Source organism: Rhodococcus sp. DK176, assembly GCF_038447315.2.
Lineage (GTDB): Bacteria > Actinomycetota > Actinomycetes > Mycobacteriales > Mycobacteriaceae > Rhodococcus_F > Rhodococcus_F jostii_A.
In genome coordinates this window covers 5,795,283-5,815,831 of sequence record NZ_CP118321.2, presented here as the reverse complement: position 1 = coordinate 5,815,831, position 20,549 = coordinate 5,795,283, and the positions used below count along the sequence as shown (strand labels likewise).

The following is a 20,549-nucleotide window of genomic DNA, read 5'->3' as shown; positions in this document are numbered from 1 at the left end:
CGCTCCTAGACGTCCACGGACCGGGCGATCTCGTCGAGGTCGACCACACTCGCGACGTCGGTGACCGGGTGCACCCCGGGTGCGCGCACGGTGATCCGGTAGTCCTGGGCGGCCAGCCCGTCGAGGCTGGTCTGCTGCCAGCCGTCGGCGGTCGACACCAGCGGGTGTTCCCGGCTCGGACCGCCGGCCATCGGCTCGACCGTCGCGAGAAGCCGAGCGCCCCCGGCACCCGTGCGCGCCCGGATCACCAGCGGCTCGGCGGTCGTGACGTCGTCGACTTCCAGCGCGACCGATTCGTTCACCGCCGGAAACACGTTCGGAGGCGCGAGCGTCGCGGTGTTCAGGATTCCGCCCACGTGGTCGAGCACCGGGTCGTCGTTCTGGAGGGAGCCGTGCCGCTGGCTGAAGAAGGCCGCGTTCTTCCATCCCGTCATGAGTTCGTGCGGGGTGGACGACAATTTCGGCACGGTGCCGTCGCCGCCGCTCTCGTCGGGTCCGCGGACGGTCATCGTCTCGACCTTCTCCCCGGCGAGCCGGGCGGCCCACTTGGTGGGCTGGAAGTCGCCGATCACCGGCCGGATGTCGTAGCCCTCGTGTCCCGACTTCAGCCGTGCGTCGACGGCGTCGCGCAGACCGCGGTGCAGGCGCACCGCCGCAGCCATCCGGCCGGCGTCGAGACCCGTCCCCGACCAGTCGAGCTTCTCGTCGTCGAGCGCGAGCCACGACCCGTCATCGCCCGCCATGCACCGATACGACGGCAGCAACTGGTACGCGGACGTGAACGACCGGATCAGCGCGCTGAGGTCGACGGTGAACGGACCCCACCCCTTGCGGAAACCGTTGACGAGGAAGTCGAGCGCATTGACCGAACCGGAGTACGGGGTCCCGAACGTGACGAGGGTGCGGGTGTCACGCCACCCGTCCAGGAATTCGAGGAACAGTCGAGCGACGATTCCGCCCATGGAGTGACACACCAGCACGAGCTTCGCGTCCGCGTTGCCCGACTTCTCGCGCCACCGCGTCAGCCAGTCGTGGGTCCGGCGGGCCAGGGCGCGGGCCGCCACCCGGTTGTCGCGCCGCCAGTCGTAGGGGAACTCGAAATAGTTGTCGCCCGGAACCACCCCGAATCGGCGGACGACGTCGTCACGGAACTTCGTGTACCCGTCGATCTTCCAGTCCAGCCCGGGAACGAAGTGGAAGTCCGGGACCAGGCGGGTGGCCACGACGCCGTCACCGAGGTCGTCGACATCCGGGTCGTCGCCGTCCAGCTTCAGGCGTTTGATGTTCCCGCCCAGCGACAGCACGCCCGCCAGCGCGACACCCGGTGTCGGCGCCCATACGTCCTTGCCGTCACGGGCGAGGACCGACCCGCCGATGCCGGGCAACAACACGACTACGTCTTTCATGGCGGCCTCCGGGATCGAACGCCCAGGAGAGGGCGGCTTCGAATCTCAGTCTTCTCCCACCCGCCGCAATACACACGAGTAGCGGACCACTCGGTTTGCAATATTTTCGTCGGGCCGCGCGGCTCAGCTCTGCGCGAAGTTGAGGTAGGCCTTCGACGGCGTCGGGCCCCGCTGGCCCTGGTACTTGGAGCCGACGGCGGAGCTGCCGTACGGGTGTTCCGCCGCGCTCGACAGCCGCAGCAGGCACAGCTGGCCGATCTTCATGCCCGGCCACAGGGTGATGGGCAGGTTCGCGACGTTGGAAAGCTCCAGCGTGATGTGCCCGTTGAAGCCGGGGTCGATGAACCCGGCCGTGGAGTGCGTCAACAGTCCGAGGCGGCCGAGCGAGGACTTGCCCTCCAGGCGTCCCGCCAGGTCGTCGGGCAGCGAACACACCTCCAGCGTGGAGCCGAGAACGAACTCGCCCGGGTGCAGGACGAACGGCTCCCCCTCGGCCGGCTCGACCAGCGTCGTCAGCTCGTCCTGCCGCTGAGCTGGGTCGATGTGCGTGTAGCGGGTGTTGTTGAACACCCGGAACAGGCTGTCGAGGCGCACATCCACGCTCGAGGGCTGGACCATCGAATCGTCGAACGGGTCGATGCCCAGACGTCCAGCGGAAATTTCGGCACGGAGATCGCGATCGGAGAGGAGCACAGGTAGAGGTTAACGGGTGTGGATGGCCATGGAGAGCAGCAGTTCGGTGCAGGTGTCCACGAGCTCCTCCTCGGGGAGGGTCACGGTGCCGTTCAACCACGCCGTCAGGGTCTGCGCCAGGCCGCCGACCATGAAGTGCGCGGCCAGGTCGAGGCGCGGGCTCTCGGCCACCTCGTAGTACCCGACCGTCTGCTTCGTGACCAGGCCCGCGAACAGCCGCGAACTGTCGAGGCGGCGCTGCGCCAGCACCGCGCTCGACTGCGCCACCGAGAACATGAGACGGCCCTGACGCGGATCCTCGGCAACCTCCCGCACGATGTTGCGGACGCCGGCGCGCACGATGTCGCGTTCACCCGGCCCGGCGTTCGACACGGCGTCCAGGGTGCTGGTGGCGATCCGGTCCACCACGTGGTCGTAGACGGCGACGGCCAGCGCGTCGCGGTCGGTGAAGCTCTCGTAGAAATAGCGGGTGGCGAGTCCGGCCTGCTTGCAGACTCCGCGCACGGTCAGGGCGTGGTCGCCGTCCGCGCTGCCCAGCAGGTCGAGTCCCGCCTCGATGAGCTGACCGCGCCGTTCCGATTTCCGCTGGTCACGCTCCTGGCCGCCATAGACGCGCCCACCGTCGCTCGTCGAGGGTCCGACGTTCGCGTTCACCGGTGCGGTAGCCATGCGCACCATCTTTCCACCGGACCCTGGACGGCGAACATATATGTGAGTACGGTCGTGTTCAGATATCGAATCCGTGGTGGGGAGAGGGAACACAAATGTCGACGTCACTCGAAGTACCGGACCGTCTCGATCAGGTCATGGACGGCGCCGGACTACTGGCAGGCGCCGCGAACATCATCATGCAGCTCGCCCATCCCGGGGTCGGGTACGGCGTATACGAGAGCAAGGTCGAGAGCGGCCAGCTGTTCAGGCATCCGATCAAACGGACCCGCACCACGCTGACCTACCTCGTGGTGGCGGCCCGCGGCACCGACGAGGAGAAGGCGGCCTTCCGCAAGGGCGTCAACCGCGCCCACGCCAAGGTGCGCTCCACCCCCGACAGCCCCGTGCAGTACAACGCGTTCGACCCCGAACTGCAGCTGTGGGTGGCCGCCTGCATCTACCGGGGGTTCGAGGACGTCAACCGCGCCCTGCACGGCGACCTCCCCCCCGCAGCCGCCGAGTTCTTCTACAAGGAAGGCGCCACGTTCGGCACCACCCTCCAGGTGCCCCCGGACATGTGGCCCGAAGACCGCGTCGCATTCGAGGAGTACTGGAACAAGGCCCTCGACAAGGTGTCGATCGACGACACCATCCGCGAACACGTCCTCTCCATCGCACAACTCGAATTCCTGCCCGCCATCGTCTCCCGTCTGTTCGGCCGGCTCAACATGTTCTTCACCAACGGCTTCCTGCCCCAGCAGTTCCGCGACGAAATGCACCTGACATGGACCGACAAGGATCAGCAGCGCTTCGACCGGACCCTGCGCACCATCGGCACCGTAAGCAGGCGCATCCCCGTCCGCATCCGGGAGTTCCCCTACAACCTGCTCATGTTCGATCTGCGACGCCGAATGAAGGCCGGCAAACCCCTCGTATGACACACCGCGCGTGTGCCCGGGTAGTCCGGATCACCATCTGATAATGTTTCCGCCGCAGGGTGTTGGGCCTGCCTACGGGCGCCCAATATCGTGCGCGCCGATGTAGTTCAATGGCAGAACATCAGCTTCCCAAGCTGAATACGCGGGTTCGATTCCCGTCATCGGCTCCATCTCTCTCTGCACTTACTCGGCTCCATCCATCCACCACGACGGACGGACGACCGAACCACCGGGTGTACACCCGATAGAGCCTGTTGGGTTCACCTATTAGGCCGGGATCGGATTCGGACCGTACTTTCTGCACATTCGACGCGGTTACACCCGCTTCTGCGGTCGGTGTGCGAGACGTTCGACCTGTGGGGCGCTGAATCTGGCGAACCCGTGCCTGATAATGGGTCATTTTCTGCCGGGAGGTGTGGCAGACGACGATTCTGTGTGGCACTTGTTGGCCCGATTGCCGCGGCGCCCTCGAACCGGTGTGTTCTCGAATGCCGCTTCTCCGAGGTACCGAGCCCACGGATCGGGAATCCCGCGACTGGCGAACCAGTCGTGCAGGCTGAATGTCCGTTCGGCCAAAGCCACACAGGATGCGGGTGGCTACGGCGTCGAGTTGGCGGACGTGCCCGAAGGTGAACGACCGCAGGAACGAGCCCAGCGTCGACGGGGCATACGGGCGGTCGAAGACCGTGGGGAGGGCTCCGTGCCGCAGCACTGCCATGTCGTCGATGCTGTCCGCGCCCGCACCATTCCGGCCACCAGTGCGGACACCTTGCCCGCATGCACCCTTGTCGGTCGGCACCGACACATGCTCATCCGCCAGGGCCTCCAAGCCGCACCGGTGTGCCGACCCGAGCGCCAGAACCAACCGCACAATTTCCACAACGCCGGGGCCTAGCCAGCGGCAGCGAGCGACAAAGCCGGTCACACCACCGCCGATCCCTGCAGACCTCTTCTTTCCCCGAGACGGCGAAGGAGAGGGGGGCGTTTCCGGCGCGAACGCGTCGCCAAGGAAATCTGCGCCGGCCTTTGCGATCGGGTCGTCGGCGTCGTCGTGGCCGTTGTTGATCAGGTGTAGTTGGGCGATGGCGTTTCGGGCTGTGATCTGTTGGTCGGTGATGGTGAGTTGGCCTCGCCAGCGGCCGAGGAAGGTGCAGGTCCAAGAGATCAGCGTGGCCAGGCGGCTGCGGAAGCCGACGACGTACACGACGTGGACGGCCAGCCAGAGTATCCACGCGAGAACACCGGTCAGTTCGAGGTTGCCGACCTTGGTGACGGCCTTGAAGCGGGCGATCGTGGCCATCGAACCTTTGTCGCGGTAGCGGAACGGTGCCCGCTCGGATGTGGTGCGGTCCTTGGTGGCTGCGGTGAGCTCGGTTTTGATCTGCTGCGCGGCGTAGCGGCCGCCCTGGATGGCGACCTGCGCGACACCGGGCAGACGATCCTTGGCCATCATGTCGCCGACGACGAAGACGTTCGGGTGTCCGGGCAGGGTGAGGTCGTCCTCAACGGTGACACGGCCGGCGCGGTCGAGGTCGGCCCCGGACTGGGCGGCGAGCTGGGCGCCCAGGGGGTTGGCGGCGACGCCGGCGGACCACACCTTGCAGGCGGCGTCGAGGCGGTGGTGTTCACCGTCGCTGTCGCGGACGGTGAGCCCGTCGGCGTCGACGTCGGTGACCATTGTGCCGAGTTGGATCTCGACGCCGAGCTCCTCGAGTGCCGCGGCGGCTTTGTTACCGAGGTTGAGTCCGAACGGTGGCAGAACGGTTGGGGCGGCGTCGAGGAGGATGATCCGGGCGTCGCGGGTGTCGAAGTTGCGGTAGACGTCGACCAGGGTTCGGTGCGCGAGTTCGGCGATCTGCCCGGCCATCTCGACACCGGTGGGTCCGGCACCGACGACGACGAAGGTCAGCAGCTTTGCACGCTCGTGGGGGTCGGAGCAGATCTCGGCGCGTTCGAACGCGCCGAGGATGCGGCCGCGGAGTTCGAGGGCGTCGTCGATGGTTTTCATGCCGGGGGCGTGTTCGGCGAAGTGGTCGTTACCGAAGTAGGACTGTTGGGCGCCGGCGGAGACGATGAGACTGTCGTATCCGGTGACGGTGGTGCGCCCGTCCTGCGCGGAGGTGACCGTCTGGGCGGTCAGGTCGACCGTGGAGACGTCGCCGAGCAGGACGGTGGCGTTGGGTTGGTCCTCGAGGATCATCCGGGTCGAGGGTGCGATCTCTCCTTCGGAGAGGATGCCGGTGGCGACCTGGTACAGCAGTGGCTGGAACAGGTGGTGGGTGGTGCGGTCGACGATAGTCAGGTCCACGTCCGCGCGACGCAATGCCTTGGTGGCGAACAACCCGCCGAACCCGGACCCGATCACCACCACCCGATGGCGCGGAGAGGCGGCGGGCGCGGCGGGGGAAGTCATGACAGATCTCCTTTTGGCCGACGTGACGAATCGGCCTGCGATAGATGAGGAACGGGGCGTGCTGCGTCGGATTTCGGCGCCTGGTTCAGATTCGTGGGCGTCGCGTCCAGCGGCGTGCCTTGAGCGCGAGGTGCAGCTCGAGGCGGGTGGCGCCGTTGAGGGGGTCGACGCCGAGGATGTCGCGGATCTTGTTGATCCGGTAATAGAGGCTGGTCCGGTGCAGGTGCAGGGTGTCGGCGACGGCTTTGACGTTGTCGCCCTGGTCGTAGAACACTTCGAGGGTGTTCACGAGGTCACCGTTGGGGTCTGCTTCGACGAGGGCGGCGAGTAGGTCGGAGACGGTGCCGTCGGTGCGTAGGCGGGTGGCGATCAACCGGTATGGGCCGATGGTGTCCCAGGTGGCGATGGTGCCCGATTCCGGTTCGACGGCGGCGGTTTGAGCGGCGATCACCGCCCGCCGGTATCCTTCGGGAAGTTGGTCGATGGAGGAGATGTTCTCTGCCACACCGGTGTAGAGACGTTCCGGCGAGGTAGTGCCGGGTTGGGTGACGCCGGATGCGGCGGCGAGCCGCTGATGCAGACGCAGGGCGGCGTTCGCCTCGTTGTCCGGTCGCAGCAGCACCACCGAGTGGCTGTCCTGCACCGATCCGGCGACCACGCTCGGATACCGTGAGACGGTCTGCTGACTGGCCAGTCGCAGCTGGGCGGCGCGGGTCTCGGAGAAGGCGGTGACGTCTTCGCCGGCCGAGAAGATCGAGACCGCCAGCCGCAGCGAGGACGCCGACCGCACCGGCGACCAGTTCGCGACCGTGTCGAGGGCATCGGCGTTGCCTTGGCAGGCGGCGAAGAACTCGAGTTCGCGTTGATGTCGTTCGTCCAGGTGCGGGGAGGCCATTTCGTAGAGGACGGTGGCGAGGAGTTCGACCTGGTCGGCGATGAGGGCGACCGTCGTGGTGACCCGATCCGGGTTCTCCGGGGCGAGCGGGTCGATGACATAGAGCAGTCCGGTGCGCACGCCGCGGTGGATCAGCGGAACGCAGATGCGGGGGTCCATCTTCAGGTCCGGGTTGGCCGGGATGATGATCGGTTCGACGGCAGTTCCGGTGCCGTGGCGTGCTTCCCAGTCGCGGATGTCCTCGGGTACTTCTCGGTTGAGCAGGGACCGTACCCGGGCGTCGTCGGCACGGCCGTGCTGGGCACTGTAGGCGACGAGTCGGCCGGTGAGGTCGTCAAGGGACGCACCGGTGCCCAGTGCGTTGGCGATCTCGTCGATCGCGGGTTGGATCTCGCTCTCGCTCACAGCCTCATCATCCGCTTCATGCGTGGGTCGGGGCGGATCCGGTGCAGGCAGACGCGTCTGTCGATCCGCTGGGGTCGGGCTCGGGTGGGTGCGGTCATGTCAGCATTCGGGGACGTTGACGGCGAGGCCGCCGGTGGAGGTTTCCTTGTATTTCGTGAGCATGTCCATCCCGGTCTGCCGCATGGTCTCGATTGCCTGGTCGAGCGTCACGCGGTGGGTGCCGTCGCCGTGCAGGGCCATTTTCGCCGCGTTGACGGCTTTGACGGAGGCGATGGCGTTGCGTTCGATGCACGGGATCTGCACCAGGCCGCCGATCGGGTCGCAGGTCAGGCCGAGGTTGTGTTCGATGCCGATCTCGGCGGCGTTTTCGACCTGCGCGGGGGTGGCGCCGAGCAGTTCGGCGAGGGCGCCGGCGGCCATCGAGCAGGCGGAGCCGACCTCGCCCTGGCAGCCGACCTCGGCGCCGGAGATCGAGGCGCGTTCTTTGTAGAGCACGGCGATCGCGGCGGCAGTGAGCAGGTACTTCACTACCGCGTCGTCGCGGTCGTGCTGGGTGTTGAGGCCGGGGAGGTAGCGCAGCGCCCAGAACAGGACGGCGGGGACGATTCCCGCGGCGCCGTTGGTGGGGGCGGTCACGATCCGCCCGCCGGCGGCGTTCTCCTCGTTGACCGCCATCGCGGCGACGTTGAGCCAATCCATCGAGTCGGCATGGTCGACGACCTTCTCGCGTTCGACCAGGCGGGAGTAGAACTCCGCGGCGCGGCGCTTGACCCGTAGCGATCCCGGCAGGTGGCCGGGGGTGGTGAACCCGTTGTGGATGGAGGCGGCCATCACCTGCCAGATTTCGAGCAGCCCGGCACGGATTTGTTCGGGGCTGCGGGTGGCGAGTTCGTTGCGCCACATGACATCGCTGATCGGCAGGTTCTTGCGCTCGCAGATGTCGAGCAGTTCGGCGCCGGTGCGGAAGGGCAGTGGTACCGGGGTCTCCGGCCCGGCGGCGTTGTGGCCGTCTCGTTCCACGAAGCCGCCGCCGATCGAGTAGTACACGGCCTCGTGGGCGGGGGTGGTGGCGGCGAGTTGGTCGGCGGAACACTCGGCGGCGGCCGGGTCGGTGTGGACGGCGAACCGGATGGTGTTGGTGTGGCGGTCTTTGATGGTCAACGGGTGCATGCCGATGTCCGCGGTGCCGAAGACCAGGTCGGTGGTCGAGCCGAACTGTAGGCGGTGTTCGGTGTCGATTTGTTCGACGCGGGTGTGGGCGTAGGTGGGGTCGACCGTCTCGGGGGCGTTGCCCTCGAGGCCGAGGAGGACGGCGCCGAGGGTGCCGTGCCCACGGCCGGTCGCCGCGAGGGACCCGTAGAGGTCGACCTCGAGGCGGGTGATCGACCGGACGTCGAGGAGGTGTTTGACCTCGTCGACGAACAGGGTGCCGGCGCGCATCGGGCCTACTGTGTGCGAGCTGGACGGGCCGATGCCGATGGAGAAGAGGTCGAAAGCGCTGAGAGCCATCAGACGGTGCTCCATTCGTCGGTGGATGGACAAGCGGCGGGACGACCCCACAGGTCGGTGGTGACCTGTCGGCGCAGGTGCCGGGTCGCCGGGGTCAGTGGGGTGTCGTCGGTGGTGGTGAGGGATCGGTGCACGAGAGCGGCGAGGTCGGTGACGGTGTCGAACCCGGCGCCGCAGCGGATGAACTCCTGCACGCCCAGGCGCACGCCCTCGGGTGGGGTGCCCGGGCTCTGCCACGGCAGCCGGCATGCGCCGGTGTAGATGCCGTCGGCCTCGAGCCGGCGGACCGCGGCCGACGCCCCGCCGATGCCTTGGGCGTCGATGACGACCTGGTGGCTGCGTGTGTAGCCGAGGCGGCGGCCGACGACGACCAGCCCGAGCGCGTTGAGGTTCGCGGCCAGCTCGCCTGCGTACTCGATGGTGACCGCGGCCCACGGCGGCGACTGGTCGACCGCCTCACCGGCGGCTACTGCGAGCGGGCCGAGGCGGGCTGGGTCGTAGTTCGACAGCATCGTTGGATATGCGGCGGCGGCGAGGCGCTCGGCATGCTCGGCGGAGTGGGTGACGGCGGCGCCGCCCGCGGGGCCGGCGAAGGTCTTGTATGTCGAGAACGTCACCACATCGGCGCCCTCGGCGAGTGGGTCCTGGTAGTAGCCGGCGGCGATCAAACCTGCGGTGTGGGAGGCGTCGTAGACCACGACGGCACCGACCCGGTCGGCGGCCTCGCGGATCGGTCCGAGGTTGTGAGGGAACAGGGTGACGCTGCCGCCGACCACGATCAGCCGCGGTCGTAACCGGTGGACGAAGTCGTCGATTTCCCCGGCGTCGATGTCGAGGGCGCTCGGCGAGTACGGCAGGTGCTCGACGGTCAGCCCCCGAATGCCCGCGGTGCCGAGTATCTGTTGATGGCTGGCGTGGCCGCCGGATTCCGGGGACAGAACGGCGATGGTGTCGCCGGGGTCGGTAAACGCGATATAGGCGGCGAGGTTGGCCATGGTGGCGGTCAGGTACCGCACCTCGGCGTAGGTTCCCCGCAGCGCCTGGGCGACCTGGCGGGTAGCGAGCACCTCGAGGTGCTCGATCTCCTGCACCGCGGTCTGCACCTTCTCCCCCGGCCACCCCAACGCCGGGCGGGTGGACAGCGCGGTGTCGTGTGCGGCCGTCACATTCGGGGACAGGACGTTGGTGCCGGCGTAGAGGACGATCCCATCGTTGATCCGCGCATGGTGCTCAGCCAGCGACCGATGCACCGATTCGACGACCTGGGCGGTGCTGGTCTCGGTATGCGCGGTCTCCAGGGTCGACAGACGCTGCTGAGCGATCGGTGATGCCCAGGGAGCGATGGTCGAACGGGGTGTCATGCGTCTGTCTCCTGGTCGGTGGTGGGTGGACGGCGAGCCTGGCCGCACCCGGTTGCAGGTGCGGCCAGACTCGACGTCAGGGATGTAGTGCGGGACGGTCGTTTTCGGTGGCCGGGCTCGGCGCCACCGGGGACGCTGTGCGCCGGGCCGAGAGGTAGTACCCGGTAAGCAGGACGGCGGCCCAGATCGGCAGGGCATAGAGGGCGATGCGCTGGCCCTCGTCGAAGGCGAGCAGGACGGTGACCGCAGCCAGGAAGGCGAGGGTGGCCCAGCACAACGGTGTGGCGAGCGGAAGGCGGAAGGTGCTTGCGGGGACCTCACCGCGCTCGACGCGGCGCCGGTAGACGAGGTGGCAGGCGACGATGACGCCCCAGGACCAGATCGCACCGAGGGTGGCGACCGAGGAGATGTAGGAGAACGCCTGCTCGGGGACGATGGCGTTGATCGCGACGCTGACGAGCATCAGAGACCCGGAGGCGATGATGGCGGCGGCCGGGACGTGGCCGCGGTTGGTCTTCTCGAACATTTTCGGTGCGACCCCGTCGGCGGCGAGCTTCTTGAGCAGGCGGCCGTTGCTGAACAGGCCCGCCGAACACGACGAGAGCGCGGAGGCGAGGACGACGAAGTTCATGATGCTGGCGGCGGCGGGCAGCCCGATCTGGGTGAAGCCCTTCACGAATGGGCTCGAGTCGGCGTTGAACTGATCCCACGGGAAGAGGGAGAGAAGCACGACCAGGGTGCCGACGTAGAAGATGCCGATGCGCCAGGGGATGGAGTTGATGGCCTTGGGCAGGACGGTGGCGCGGTTCTTGGTTTCGGCGGCGGTCATGCCGATCAGTTCGACACCCTGGTAGGAGAACACCACGATCTGGAAGGCGAGCAGGACGGCGAGCAGGCCGTGGGGTGCGATGCCGCCGTGATCCCAGAGGTTGGCGATGCCGCCTTCCTGGCCGGCCTTGCCGACGTTGAAGACCAGGGCGAAGATCCCGCCGGCGATGAGGGCGACGATGGTGATGACTTTGATGGAGGCGAACCAGAATTCGGCTTCGCCGAAGAAGCCGACCTTGGCCAGGTTCAGGGTGACGAGCGCGATCAGGGCGATCAGGGCGGTGAGGTATTGCGGCATCGAGGGGAACCAGAATCTGACGAAGATGCCGGCGGCCGTGAGCTCGGCCATGCCGATGATGGTCCAGGTGATCCAGTATCCCCACCCGGTGATGAAACCGTATACAGGGCCGAGGAATTCACGAGCGTATTCGGCGAAGGAGCCGGTGACGGGCCGGTACATCAGCAGCTCGCCGAGGGCGCGCATGATGATGAAGATGAACACGCCGGTGATGGCGTAGACACCGATCAGGGCGGGGCCGGCGTAGGAGATGCCCTTGCCGGAGCCGAGGAACAGGCCGACGCCGATGGCGCCGCCGATGGCGATCATCCGGATGTGCCGTTTGTTCAGGCCTTGTGCGAGGCCGTCCTCGTTCAACTGTTCGTGGGAACTGTCGACTGTCATGGTGTGTCCTTGTTTCCAGGGTCGGCGAGGACCGCCGTGACACAGGGAAGGTGCCCGGCGTCGCTCGGTTGCTCTAGCTGGGGTTCGGATCGAGTGCGAGGGAGGCGCTTGTCCGAGGACGCCCGAGTGGGCTCCCGGCGCCGCCGCCGGGGCGGCGCCGGGAGAGGCGGAGGTCAGACCGCGATGGTGATGTTCTTTACCTGGGTGAAACTTTCGAGTGCCCCGTCGACGGAGTACTCACGGCCGAGGCCGGACTGCTTGATGCCGCCGTAGGACATGCCGGGCAACTGGCCGCCGCCGCGGTTGATCTGCACCCAGCCGACCTCGAGGGCGTTGGCGGTGCGGATGGCCTTGGTGATGTCCTTGGTCCACACGTAGCCGGCCAGACCGTAGGTGCTGTCGTTGGCCGCGGCCAGGACCTGGTCCTCGTCCTTCCATGGGATCACCACGAGCACCGGTCCGAAGACCTCTTCGCGGGTGATGTCCCAGTCGGCGTCGGCGCCGGTGATGACGGTGGGGGCGACGAAGAAGCCGTCACCGTCCACCGGACGTTCGGGTCCGCCGGTGATCACGGTGCCACCCTGGGTGATACCGGAGGTGATGTAGCGGCAGACGGTGTCGAACTGCTTCTCGCTGACGATGGCACCGATGTCGGTGGCCTCGTCGAGCGGGTCACCGATCTTGAACTGGCCCAGCTTGTTCTTCAGCTTCTCGAGGAACGAGTCGAAGATGTCCTCGTGCAGGTACAGCCGCGATCCGGCGGTGCAGGACTGGCCCTGCCGGGTGAAGCGCATCCCGGCGATCACACCGTCGACGGTGGCGTCGTCGTCGGAGTCGGGAAATACGATCGCCGGCGACTTGCCGCCGAGTTCGAGGGTGACCGGGACGATCCGGTCGGCGGCCGCGGCGAGGATTTCCTTGCCGACACCGGTGGAGCCGGTGAAGGTCAGCTTCGCGACGTCGGGGTGCTTCGACAGCGGCACGCCGACCTTCTGGCCCGATCCGGTCAGCACGTTGAGTACACCGGCGGGCAGGATCTCGTGCGCCCATTCGGCGAGCTTGAGCACGGCCAGCGGAGCGAGTTCTGCGGTCTTGAGGACCAGCGTGTTGCCCATCGCCAACGCCATCGCGATCTTGAGCGAGGACAGCGTGACCGGGGCGTTCCACGGGACGATACCGCCGACCACACCGAGCGGCTCGCGCACGGTGTAGCTGACGAGGTTCTCCCCGAACGGGAGGGTCTCGCCCTTCTGCTCGGAGGCGATCTGACCGTAGAAGCGGAAGATGTCCGCGCCGCTGGCGGCCTCACCGCGGGCCTGCGTCCGCAGGGCGTTGCCGGTCTCGGAGGCGATGATCCGGGCGAGTTCTTCCTGATTTTCGGCGATCTTGTCGCCGAGCTTGATCAGCAGGGCGCCGCGGTCTCGGGCCGGCAGCGCTTTCCACGGACCGAACGCGTCCTTCGCGGCGGCGACGGCGCGGTTGACGTCAGCCTCCCCGGAGTCCGGGATCAGTGCGAGAATTTCACGGCGGGCCGGGTTTTCGACCTCGAGCCAGTTTCCCGAATCAGCGGGGGCCCACTGGCCGCCGATGAGCTGGCTGACCTTGGTCGCGGTGGTCAGGGTGGGGGTGCTCACTGGTTGTTTCCCTTCGTCTGCAGGCGGATGCCGGTGAAGTCTTCGTAGAACTCGACGACACTGGTGAAGTCCTTGCCGCCGCGGCCGTCGCGCTGGCCGATGCTGAACAGGTCCCGGACCAGGCTGGTGACCGGGGTGGGGAGCTTGGCCTTGCCGGCGGCGTTGAGGAACAGGCCGAGATCCTTGTGCATGAAGTCCAGGGCGAAGCCGGTGGGCCGCTCCTCGGTGAACAGGGTCTTGGGGAAGTAGTTGCTCAGCACGTTGCTGTTGGCCGAACTCTTCGTCAGCACGGCGACCGCGGTGTCGAGATCGACACCGGCGGCGACGGCGCTGCTCAGACCCTCACCGAGGGCGACGATGTTGGCGGCGGTGATCTGGTTGTTGGCGAGTTTGATCGCCTGGCCGCTACCCGACGGGCCGACGTGGAAGATGTTGCCCGCGTAGGTTTCGATCAGCGGAATGACCTTCTTCACCGAGGCCTCGTCGCCGCCGAGCATCACCGCGAGGGTGCCGGCCTCGGCGCCCTGCACGCCGCCGCTGACCGGGGCGTCGAGGAAGCAAGCCCCGGCGACCTGGGCATCCTGCGCCAACCGGCGGGTGGTGTCCGGGTCGATGGTGCTGTGGTCGACGATGACCAGGCCCTGATTGCCCTGCTGCAAGACGTCCGCGACGACGGCCTCGACGATCGCCGGGGTGGGCAGGCTTAGGAAGAGTGCCTCCGCCTTCCGCGCCGCTTCACCGGGTGAGGCGACCGAGCGGGCACCGAGCGCGACCGCGGCGTCGACAGCCGCCGTATTCAGGTCGTACACCGCGACGTCGTGACCCGCCTTGACCAGGTGCGCAACCACCCGGCCACCGATGTTGCCGAGGCCCACAAAGCCCACGGTGGATGTCATCAGTTGCTCCTATCGAGGAAGGGTTCTCGCTGACCAGCGAGACCGTCGTTTTTCGTACGACGCCAACACTAGGAACACGTGAGCTGGGTCACGACCGGCAAATGACGAGAGCTTTTCCCGATCTGCCCTACATTTGTCGAACCGGCTCTTCAGGGGCGTTAACCAGGCATTTCGCAGTCCACACGGGAGTGTGATTGGCTACCGCGCTGTGTCACCCTTCTGAACCGACGCCGCGCCGCCGCCGTCGTGTCCACCGCACTCATCGACGCAGGCCTGACCGACCGCATGCGGATCTTCGACACCCCTGTTCCCACCGCTCCGGAAGCCGCCCGCACACTCGGGTGCGAGACCGCCGCGATCGTCAACAGCCTCGTTTTCGACGCCGACGGCTCCCCCTTGCTCATCCTCGCCAGCGGCGCCCACCGCGTCGACACGGAGCGGGTCGCCGGAGAACTCGGCTTCGACACATCCTCTCGCGTGACGCTCTGCGCTAACCAGAACGATTTGCGGCGATCACTATGGTTCGCAGGTAGCGCTCGAACGTGGAGGCGGGTCCGATGACTGACCCGTGCCTCCCCGTCACGCTGAGCGGAAATTAGGACGATTGTCTCTCTTCGACAACCCAGGCTGCGACCTGTGCTCGTGAGGTGAACCCGAGTTTGGTGAGGATGTGTTCGACATGTCCTTGCGCGGTGCGGTGCGAGATGACGAGTCGGGCGGCGATCGCCTTGTTGGTGAGGCCCTCGGCGATCAGTTCCGCAACCTGCTGTTCGCGTTTCGTCAGGGTGGCGGGACCCGGGGGCGTCGGCTTTCGGGGGTCTTCCTCGAGCGCGTAGGAAGCAGCGGAACCGAGATCCATGGCCCTGCCGCGCTGCCGGGCCTCCTCGAAGGCGTGTTCGGTGAGCATCCGGCGGGCGGACCGCTCGCATTCTTCGTGATGGACGAGCAGGTCGGGAACGAACACGGAGGGGCTTCCGGCCGCACGGCCGAGCGCGTCCGCGGCCCCCATCAGTGTGCTGGCGCGTTCAGGGTCACTGGTTCCGGCGATCCAGGCGAGTACTTCGACGCAGTTCGCGCAGCTGACCGGGTCGTCGACGAGTCGAGCGAGCCGCACTCCTTCTTGGAGTAGGTCGGTTGCGCGACGCTGATCACCCAGACGCCATTGTGCGACGGCCATGGCCCACAGTGCGTAGGACCGATAGACGGATTCACCGTGAGCTTCCGTGATCGCGAGAACTTGTTCGTAGCATTCGATCGCCCGGTGGGGTTCGGTGTCGGCCAGTTGATACGTCAATCCCAGCAGCGTCAGTGACTCGATCCGCAGTGCGAGTTCGTTCTCTGCTTGTCGCAACACCGGCTGTGCCGGCTCCAGACGTGACGCCGCGCGCGAGAGGTCGCCGGTGAACAATCCGACGATGCCGTCCGCGTGGTCGACGATCGCGTGCGCTATCGGGTCGGTCATCTGGTTGGCGAGGATCCGCGCCTGCTCGACAAGGGCAGCCCCTCGCTGGTGGTCCCGCTGCTGTTCGGTCATGAGGCAGTCGGCGTACAGCGCCCGGATGTAGGTGATGGTCGGGTGTTCTTTCCGGAGTGACAGGAATTGGTCGAGCCAGCGCCTCGCCTCGCTGAGCTGGCCTCGCGACCCCCAGAGCTGCAACAAGGGTGTGGCAATCTGTAAACCGGTGTCGGCATCGCTTTCGTCGAGGCAGAAATCCATCGCGTCCCGCAGATTCGGCTGCTCACTGCTGAGTCGCTCCATCCACTCGAGCTGTCTGGGGCCGATGAACTCGTCCTCGGCGGTGCGAGCGAGCTGGCGATACCAATCCCGGTGCCGTCGGCGCAGATCGAGGTACTCGCCGGATTCTTCGGCCTTCTCCCGGCCGTAAGCGCGTAGCGTCTCGAGCAGTCTGAAGCGGACCACGGAGTCGTGCTCTTCGCGGATCAGGATCGACTTGTCGACGAGGGATGCCAGTGAGTCCAGCAGATCCCCGGTGGGCATATTGTCCCCGCACACGTATTCTGCGGCATCGAGATCGAAGCTGCCGGGGAACACCGACAGTCGTGCCCACGTCAGTTGCTCGAGCGGGGTGCAGAGGTCGTAACTCCAGTCGACACATAACCGGAGCGTCTGCTGGCGTGAAGGCGCGCCTCGGCTCCCGCGAGTCAACAGTGCGTACCGGTCGGAAAGTCTCTGCAGGATTTGTTCGGGCGACATCGCACGCAATCGCGCCGCCGCCAATTCGATGGGCAGCGGCAACCCGTCCAATTGCTGACAGATCCGAGTCACCGCGGACTTGTTGGCATCTGTCAACGTGAATGTCGATACCGCCGTGGTGGCGCGTTCGGTGAACAGCGAAACGGCGTCGTAGCGGGGCAGACCCTGCAGGGACGGCTCGCGGTCAGGGTCGGGGACGGTGAGTGGGGGAACGCGCAGCGTCGCCTCGCCGGCTATCGCAAGGGGTTCGCGGCTGGTCGCGAGGATGCGCAGGTTCGGGTTGCATTGCAGCAAAGCTGTGGCGAGGTCGGCGACGGCGTCAACCACCTGCTCGCAATTGTCCAACACCAGCAACAGTTCTCGCGACGACAGGACGTCGAGGATGATCTCGCGTAGCGACCGGTCAGTTTGGTCCCGCACACCGAGTGTGGACGCCACCACGTCGATCAGTCGAGATTCAGTGCGGACCTCGTCGAGCTCGACGAGCCATGCTCCGTCGGCGAACTCGCGGTGGATACTCGTTGCAAGTCGTAGTGCGAGGCGTGTTTTCCCGACTCCGCCGATTCCGACCAACGTCAGCAATCGTGACGACGCCAGTAGATTCTTCGCTTCGGTGATCTCGTGCCTGCGACCGACGAAGCTGGACAATTCCAGGGGCAGGTTCCCGCGCTCACGGCGGGAAGAGTGTGTTGGAAACTGCCCCTGTGATGACAGGTCTGGTTCCACCGTGGCTCGCGCATGGAGAGCCATGTCACCCGCAGGCAATCCGCGACTGCGTTGAATTTCGCGTAGGCGCTCACCCAATACGGCGGCAGAGGGTTGCCGGTCCTCGGGGCGACCGGCCATTGCCTGCTCGATCACGGTAGCAACATCGTCGGCAATGCCGTGATCCCGCAGATCCGGAGCGGATTCCGTTGTGATGCGGATGAATTGGGCTACCACCTGTTCGCCGCTGCGGCGCTCGAATGCGGCGTGGCCGGTGACTGCGCAGAACAGGGTGGCTCCGAGTCCGTAGATGTCCGAGGCGGGGCTCGGGGCGGCGCCGCCGAGGACCTCGGGCGCAGTGAACGCGGGTGAACCGGTGACGATGCCGGTAGCGGTCTCGAACCCGCCGGAAATATGCGCGATCCCGAAGTCCGTGAGCGCCGGCTCGCCATAGTCGGTGAGGAGAATATTCGCCGGCTTGACGTCGCGGTGGACGATGCCCTCGCCGTGGGCGGCCTCCAACGCGCCTGCCAGTTTCACCCCCAACTCCAGCACCTCGTCCACACCTAACGGACCGTGCCGTCGGATACGTTCGTCCAAGGAGCCCTGCGGATGGTACGGCATCACGATGAATGGTTGTCCGCTGTCGGTGACCCCGACCTGGAGGACATTGACGATGTTGGGGTGGCCGGTCAGGCGGCCCATCGCCCGCTGTTCGCGAAAGAAGCGCTCCCGGTTCTCCTCCGCGAGATCGTTGGTGAGCACCTTCACGGCGACGGTCCGGTCGAGTGCGGGTTGCATGCACCGGTACACGACACCGAAGCCTCCACGCCCGATCTCCCGGGCGTCGTCGAATCCGTCAACCGCCAGTTCCGACGCGACCGACGGTGTCACATCGCGATGCGTCTCGAACGGATCGATATCGGACATCGTCCCAATCGATTCATCCGGTCCGCGATACGTTCGATGCAATCCGCACGGTCAGCCTCTCGACGACAGGTTTCCAGGATATCGCTGACGGTAGCGTCTACATAGATCTCATACTTCCTACCACTGACGTGGCTGGCCTTGGAGATGGATGTACTTCACGGCTACCCGTAACACCCTGCGGTGTTGCGGGTTCTACCGTGTCCCACACCGACGCTTGTGGCGCAGGAACAGTCTTTGTCTGGTTCACCCCCACCCGGGGTGTCGCGGCGGGAGCACTGCGACGGACACGGCGATGCCGCGGCCGGCTCGGAGTGGGACTCTTCTTGTCGCGGCATCGGCGCACCGGCGCATGCTCGATCACCCGGATCTGCGGACTGTCCCCGCGCTTGCGAACGGCTTGTCCGCGTCCCAGTTATGCCCGCTTGGCCAGTTCACGCCCGCAACATGGTCACGATGTCCGCCGACTGTGCACCGCACACACCAGGCCCGGTGATAACCACCCGGCCGGGGCGAGTGAGCAGCCCGGAAGTTGTCGTATCGTCGTGTACCGCGGGTTCTTTCAGCGAAACTGCGAGACACGGGGTGCTCGGTGTGGATCTCGTCGTCGGCGACAATTTGGCCGGGCAAGCCGACGCGCACGGCCTCGGTGGCCTCGTCGATCTGGGTGAAATCCATCGACATGCCTGCGGCCGCCATGGAGATGGGCAGCTGCAGGACACCGTCGATGAGGGTGGCGGTAGTGGTCGGTTCGATGTGTGCCTTGTCGGAGGGCCCTACCTCCCAGCAGTTTCGGCGGCGCGTAGGTCCTTGCGGAGGATCTTGCCCGCGGCGGACTTCGGCACCAGGTCGATGAACTCGACCTTGCGGACCTTCTTGTGCGGCGACACCCGCTCGGCGACGAACGCGATGACCGCGGCCTCGTCCAATTCGGCACCGGGCTGGCGGACGACGAACGCCTTCGGCACCTCCTCGCCCTCGTCGTCGAGAACCCCGATGACGGCGGCGTCGGCGATCTGCGGGTGCGTCAACAACAATGCCTCCAGCTCGGCGGGCGGCACCTGGTAGCCCTTGTACTTGATCAGCTCCTTCATCCGGTCCACGATCGTCACCACCCCCTCGGAATCGACGGTCGCGATGTCGCCGGTGTGCAGGTACCCGTCCGCATCCAGGGTCTCCGCGGTGGCCTCGTCGTTGCCCAGGTACCCGGCCATGATGTTCGGGCCCTTGCACCACAACTCACCCGGTGCGCTGACCCCGTCGGCCGGGTAGGCGACCTCCTCGCCGGTGCCCGGGTCGACCAGCTTGCATTCCATGTTCGCGATCGACGGACCCACCGAATCCAGGGCGATGTCGTCACGGTCGAACGGAATCGCATGCGAGACCGGGCTCATCTCCGACATCCCGTAGCCCTGCCGCACCCGGCAGCCGAGCCGGTTCGCGACGGCCTTGCCCAGCTCCTGATCCAGCGGGGCGGCGCCGGAGAAGATCGAATGCACACTCGACAGGTCGTAATCGTCGACCAGCGGATGCTTGGCCAACGCCACCGCGACCGGCGGGGCGATGAACACATACGTGCACTTCTGGCCGGAGACGATCGACAGGAATTCGACGAGGTCGAACTTCGGCATCGTGACCAAGCTCGCCCGGTTGTACAGGGCCGCATTGAGCAGCACCGTCATGCCGTAGATGTGGAAGAACGGCAGCACCGCGAGGAGCTTGTCGTCGGCGCCGATGCCCATCCGCGGGTTGATCTGACACACATTCGCCACCAGGTTGCGGTGCGTGAGCATCACCCCCTTCGGCCGGCCGGTGGTCCCGGACGAGTACGGCAGCACCGCCAGCTGGGTGGCCGGATCGAACGACACCTCCGGGGCGGGGGCGCGCTCGGCCAGCAGATCGGTCAGTGACGGGTGCCCGTCGGCGCCGTCGAGGACGATCACGTTCGCTACCGGGATCCCGACCTTCGCGGCCGCGGCCTTGGCCTGCGGCAGCAGCGGGGAGACGGTGAACAGGAACTTCGCCTTCGAGTCGGTGAGCTGCTTGGCGATGTCCTCCGCGGTGTAGAGGGCGTTGATGGTGGTCGCGACACCACCGGCCCGCAGGATCCCGTGGAACACCGACGCGAACGCGGGAACGTTCGGCGAGTGCAGACCCACCACCTCGCCGACGGCGAGACCGCGCGCGGCCAGCGCCCCGGCCACCCCGTTGATCTGGGCGACCAGCGACTGGTAGGTGGTGACCGCGCCGGAGGCACCGTCGATCAGCGCGGGCCGGTCCAGGTCGGCCGGGTCGACCTGGCCGAAGAGGAAATCGTAGACACTGAGGTTCGGAATCTCGACGTCCGGAAACGGGCTCTTGAAGCTCACTGGGGCCTCTCCCTCGAAGTGT

General features: G+C 66.6%; 13 protein-coding genes, 1 tRNA gene and 3 pseudogenes. 3 read left to right on the top strand and 14 right to left on the bottom strand.

Features of this window, described 5'->3' with window-relative positions:
* Positions 1-5: 5 nt before the first annotated feature.
* The 3 genes from PSR88_RS27200 to PSR88_RS27190 form a co-directional block, all read right to left on the bottom strand.
* On the bottom strand, positions 6-1,406 hold the full coding sequence (locus PSR88_RS27200) for a lipase/acyltransferase domain-containing protein (protein ID WP_016883676.1): 1,401 nt from the start codon (positions 1,404-1,406) through the stop codon (positions 6-8).
* Positions 1,407-1,529: 123 nt separating this feature from the next.
* The gene (gene dcd / locus PSR88_RS27195) at positions 1,530-2,099 is read right to left on the bottom strand and encodes a dCTP deaminase (RefSeq protein WP_005238072.1); all 570 of its coding nucleotides are present in this window, start codon (positions 2,097-2,099) and stop codon (positions 1,530-1,532) included.
* Between the two features lie 9 nt (positions 2,100-2,108).
* On the bottom strand, positions 2,109-2,777 hold the full coding sequence (locus tag PSR88_RS27190; protein ID WP_011597536.1) for a TetR/AcrR family transcriptional regulator: 669 nt from the start codon (positions 2,775-2,777) through the stop codon (positions 2,109-2,111).
* Between the two features lie 86 nt (positions 2,778-2,863).
* On the opposite strand from PSR88_RS27190, the gene PSR88_RS27185 reads away from it, so the two are divergent.
* The gene (locus PSR88_RS27185; RefSeq protein WP_016883677.1) at positions 2,864-3,688 is read left to right on the top strand and encodes an oxygenase MpaB family protein; all 825 of its coding nucleotides are present in this window, start codon (positions 2,864-2,866) and stop codon (positions 3,686-3,688) included.
* A 96-nt stretch (positions 3,689-3,784) separates the two neighbouring features.
* A tRNA-Gly gene (locus tag PSR88_RS27180) sits at positions 3,785-3,858 on the top strand.
* 407 nt (positions 3,859-4,265) lie between these two features.
* Here the strand turns inward: PSR88_RS27180 and PSR88_RS27175 are convergent.
* From PSR88_RS27175 to PSR88_RS27140, 8 genes and pseudogenes are all read right to left on the bottom strand, one after another.
* Positions 4,266-4,568 (bottom strand): annotated as a pseudogene (locus PSR88_RS27175) (IS1380 family transposase); the annotation flags it as partial.
* A 141-nt stretch (positions 4,569-4,709) separates the two neighbouring features.
* Positions 4,710-6,101, bottom strand: a pseudogene (locus tag PSR88_RS27170) (NAD(P)/FAD-dependent oxidoreductase); the annotation flags it as partial.
* Between the two features lie 85 nt (positions 6,102-6,186).
* Complete coding sequence (locus tag PSR88_RS27165) at positions 6,187-7,401, bottom strand: PucR family transcriptional regulator (protein ID WP_016883678.1); 1,215 nt, start codon at positions 7,399-7,401, stop codon at positions 6,187-6,189.
* 99 nt (positions 7,402-7,500) lie between these two features.
* Positions 7,501-8,910, bottom strand: coding sequence for an L-serine ammonia-lyase (locus PSR88_RS27160; RefSeq protein WP_016883679.1), 1,410 nt, complete (start codon positions 8,908-8,910; stop codon positions 7,501-7,503).
* On the bottom strand, positions 8,910-10,271 hold the full coding sequence (locus PSR88_RS27155) for a DegT/DnrJ/EryC1/StrS family aminotransferase (RefSeq protein WP_016883680.1): 1,362 nt from the start codon (positions 10,269-10,271) through the stop codon (positions 8,910-8,912). Before PSR88_RS27155 ends, PSR88_RS27160 begins: the two co-directional genes overlap by 1 nt.
* A 76-nt stretch (positions 10,272-10,347) precedes the next feature.
* On the bottom strand, positions 10,348-11,781 hold the full coding sequence (locus PSR88_RS27150; RefSeq protein ID WP_016883681.1) for an amino acid permease: 1,434 nt from the start codon (positions 11,779-11,781) through the stop codon (positions 10,348-10,350).
* Positions 11,782-11,954: 173 nt separating this feature from the next.
* On the bottom strand, positions 11,955-13,415 hold the full coding sequence (locus tag PSR88_RS27145; RefSeq protein ID WP_016883682.1) for an aldehyde dehydrogenase family protein: 1,461 nt from the start codon (positions 13,413-13,415) through the stop codon (positions 11,955-11,957).
* Positions 13,412-14,311, bottom strand: a complete 900-nt coding sequence (locus PSR88_RS27140) for an NAD(P)-dependent oxidoreductase (protein WP_016883683.1) — start codon at positions 14,309-14,311, stop codon at positions 13,412-13,414. Before PSR88_RS27140 ends, PSR88_RS27145 begins: the two co-directional genes overlap by 4 nt.
* 246 nt (positions 14,312-14,557) lie before the next feature.
* On the opposite strand from PSR88_RS27140, the gene PSR88_RS27135 reads away from it, so the two are divergent.
* A complete protein-coding gene (locus PSR88_RS27135; RefSeq protein WP_011597527.1) occupies positions 14,558-14,872 on the top strand; it encodes a YbaK/EbsC family protein in 315 nt (104 codons plus the stop codon).
* A gap of 34 nt (positions 14,873-14,906) precedes the next feature.
* Here the strand turns inward: PSR88_RS27135 and PSR88_RS27130 are convergent, their stop codons facing one another.
* The 3 genes and pseudogenes from PSR88_RS27130 to PSR88_RS27120 all read right to left on the bottom strand — a co-directional run bounded on the left by PSR88_RS27130 (position 14,907) and on the right by PSR88_RS27120 (position 20,527).
* Positions 14,907-18,161 carry a protein kinase domain-containing protein gene (locus PSR88_RS27130; protein ID WP_016883684.1) on the bottom strand — a complete coding sequence of 1,085 codons (3,255 nt, stop codon included), beginning with the start codon at positions 18,159-18,161 and terminating at the stop codon, positions 14,907-14,909.
* 97 nt (positions 18,162-18,258) lie between these two features.
* Positions 18,259-18,668, bottom strand: a pseudogene (locus PSR88_RS27125) (DNA-binding protein); the annotation flags it as partial.
* A 266-nt stretch (positions 18,669-18,934) separates the two neighbouring features.
* Positions 18,935-20,527 (bottom strand): AMP-binding protein, encoded by a 1,593-nt coding sequence (locus tag PSR88_RS27120; RefSeq protein WP_029539549.1) that lies wholly within the window; start codon positions 20,525-20,527, stop codon positions 18,935-18,937.
* Between the last annotated feature and the right edge of the window lie 22 nt (positions 20,528-20,549).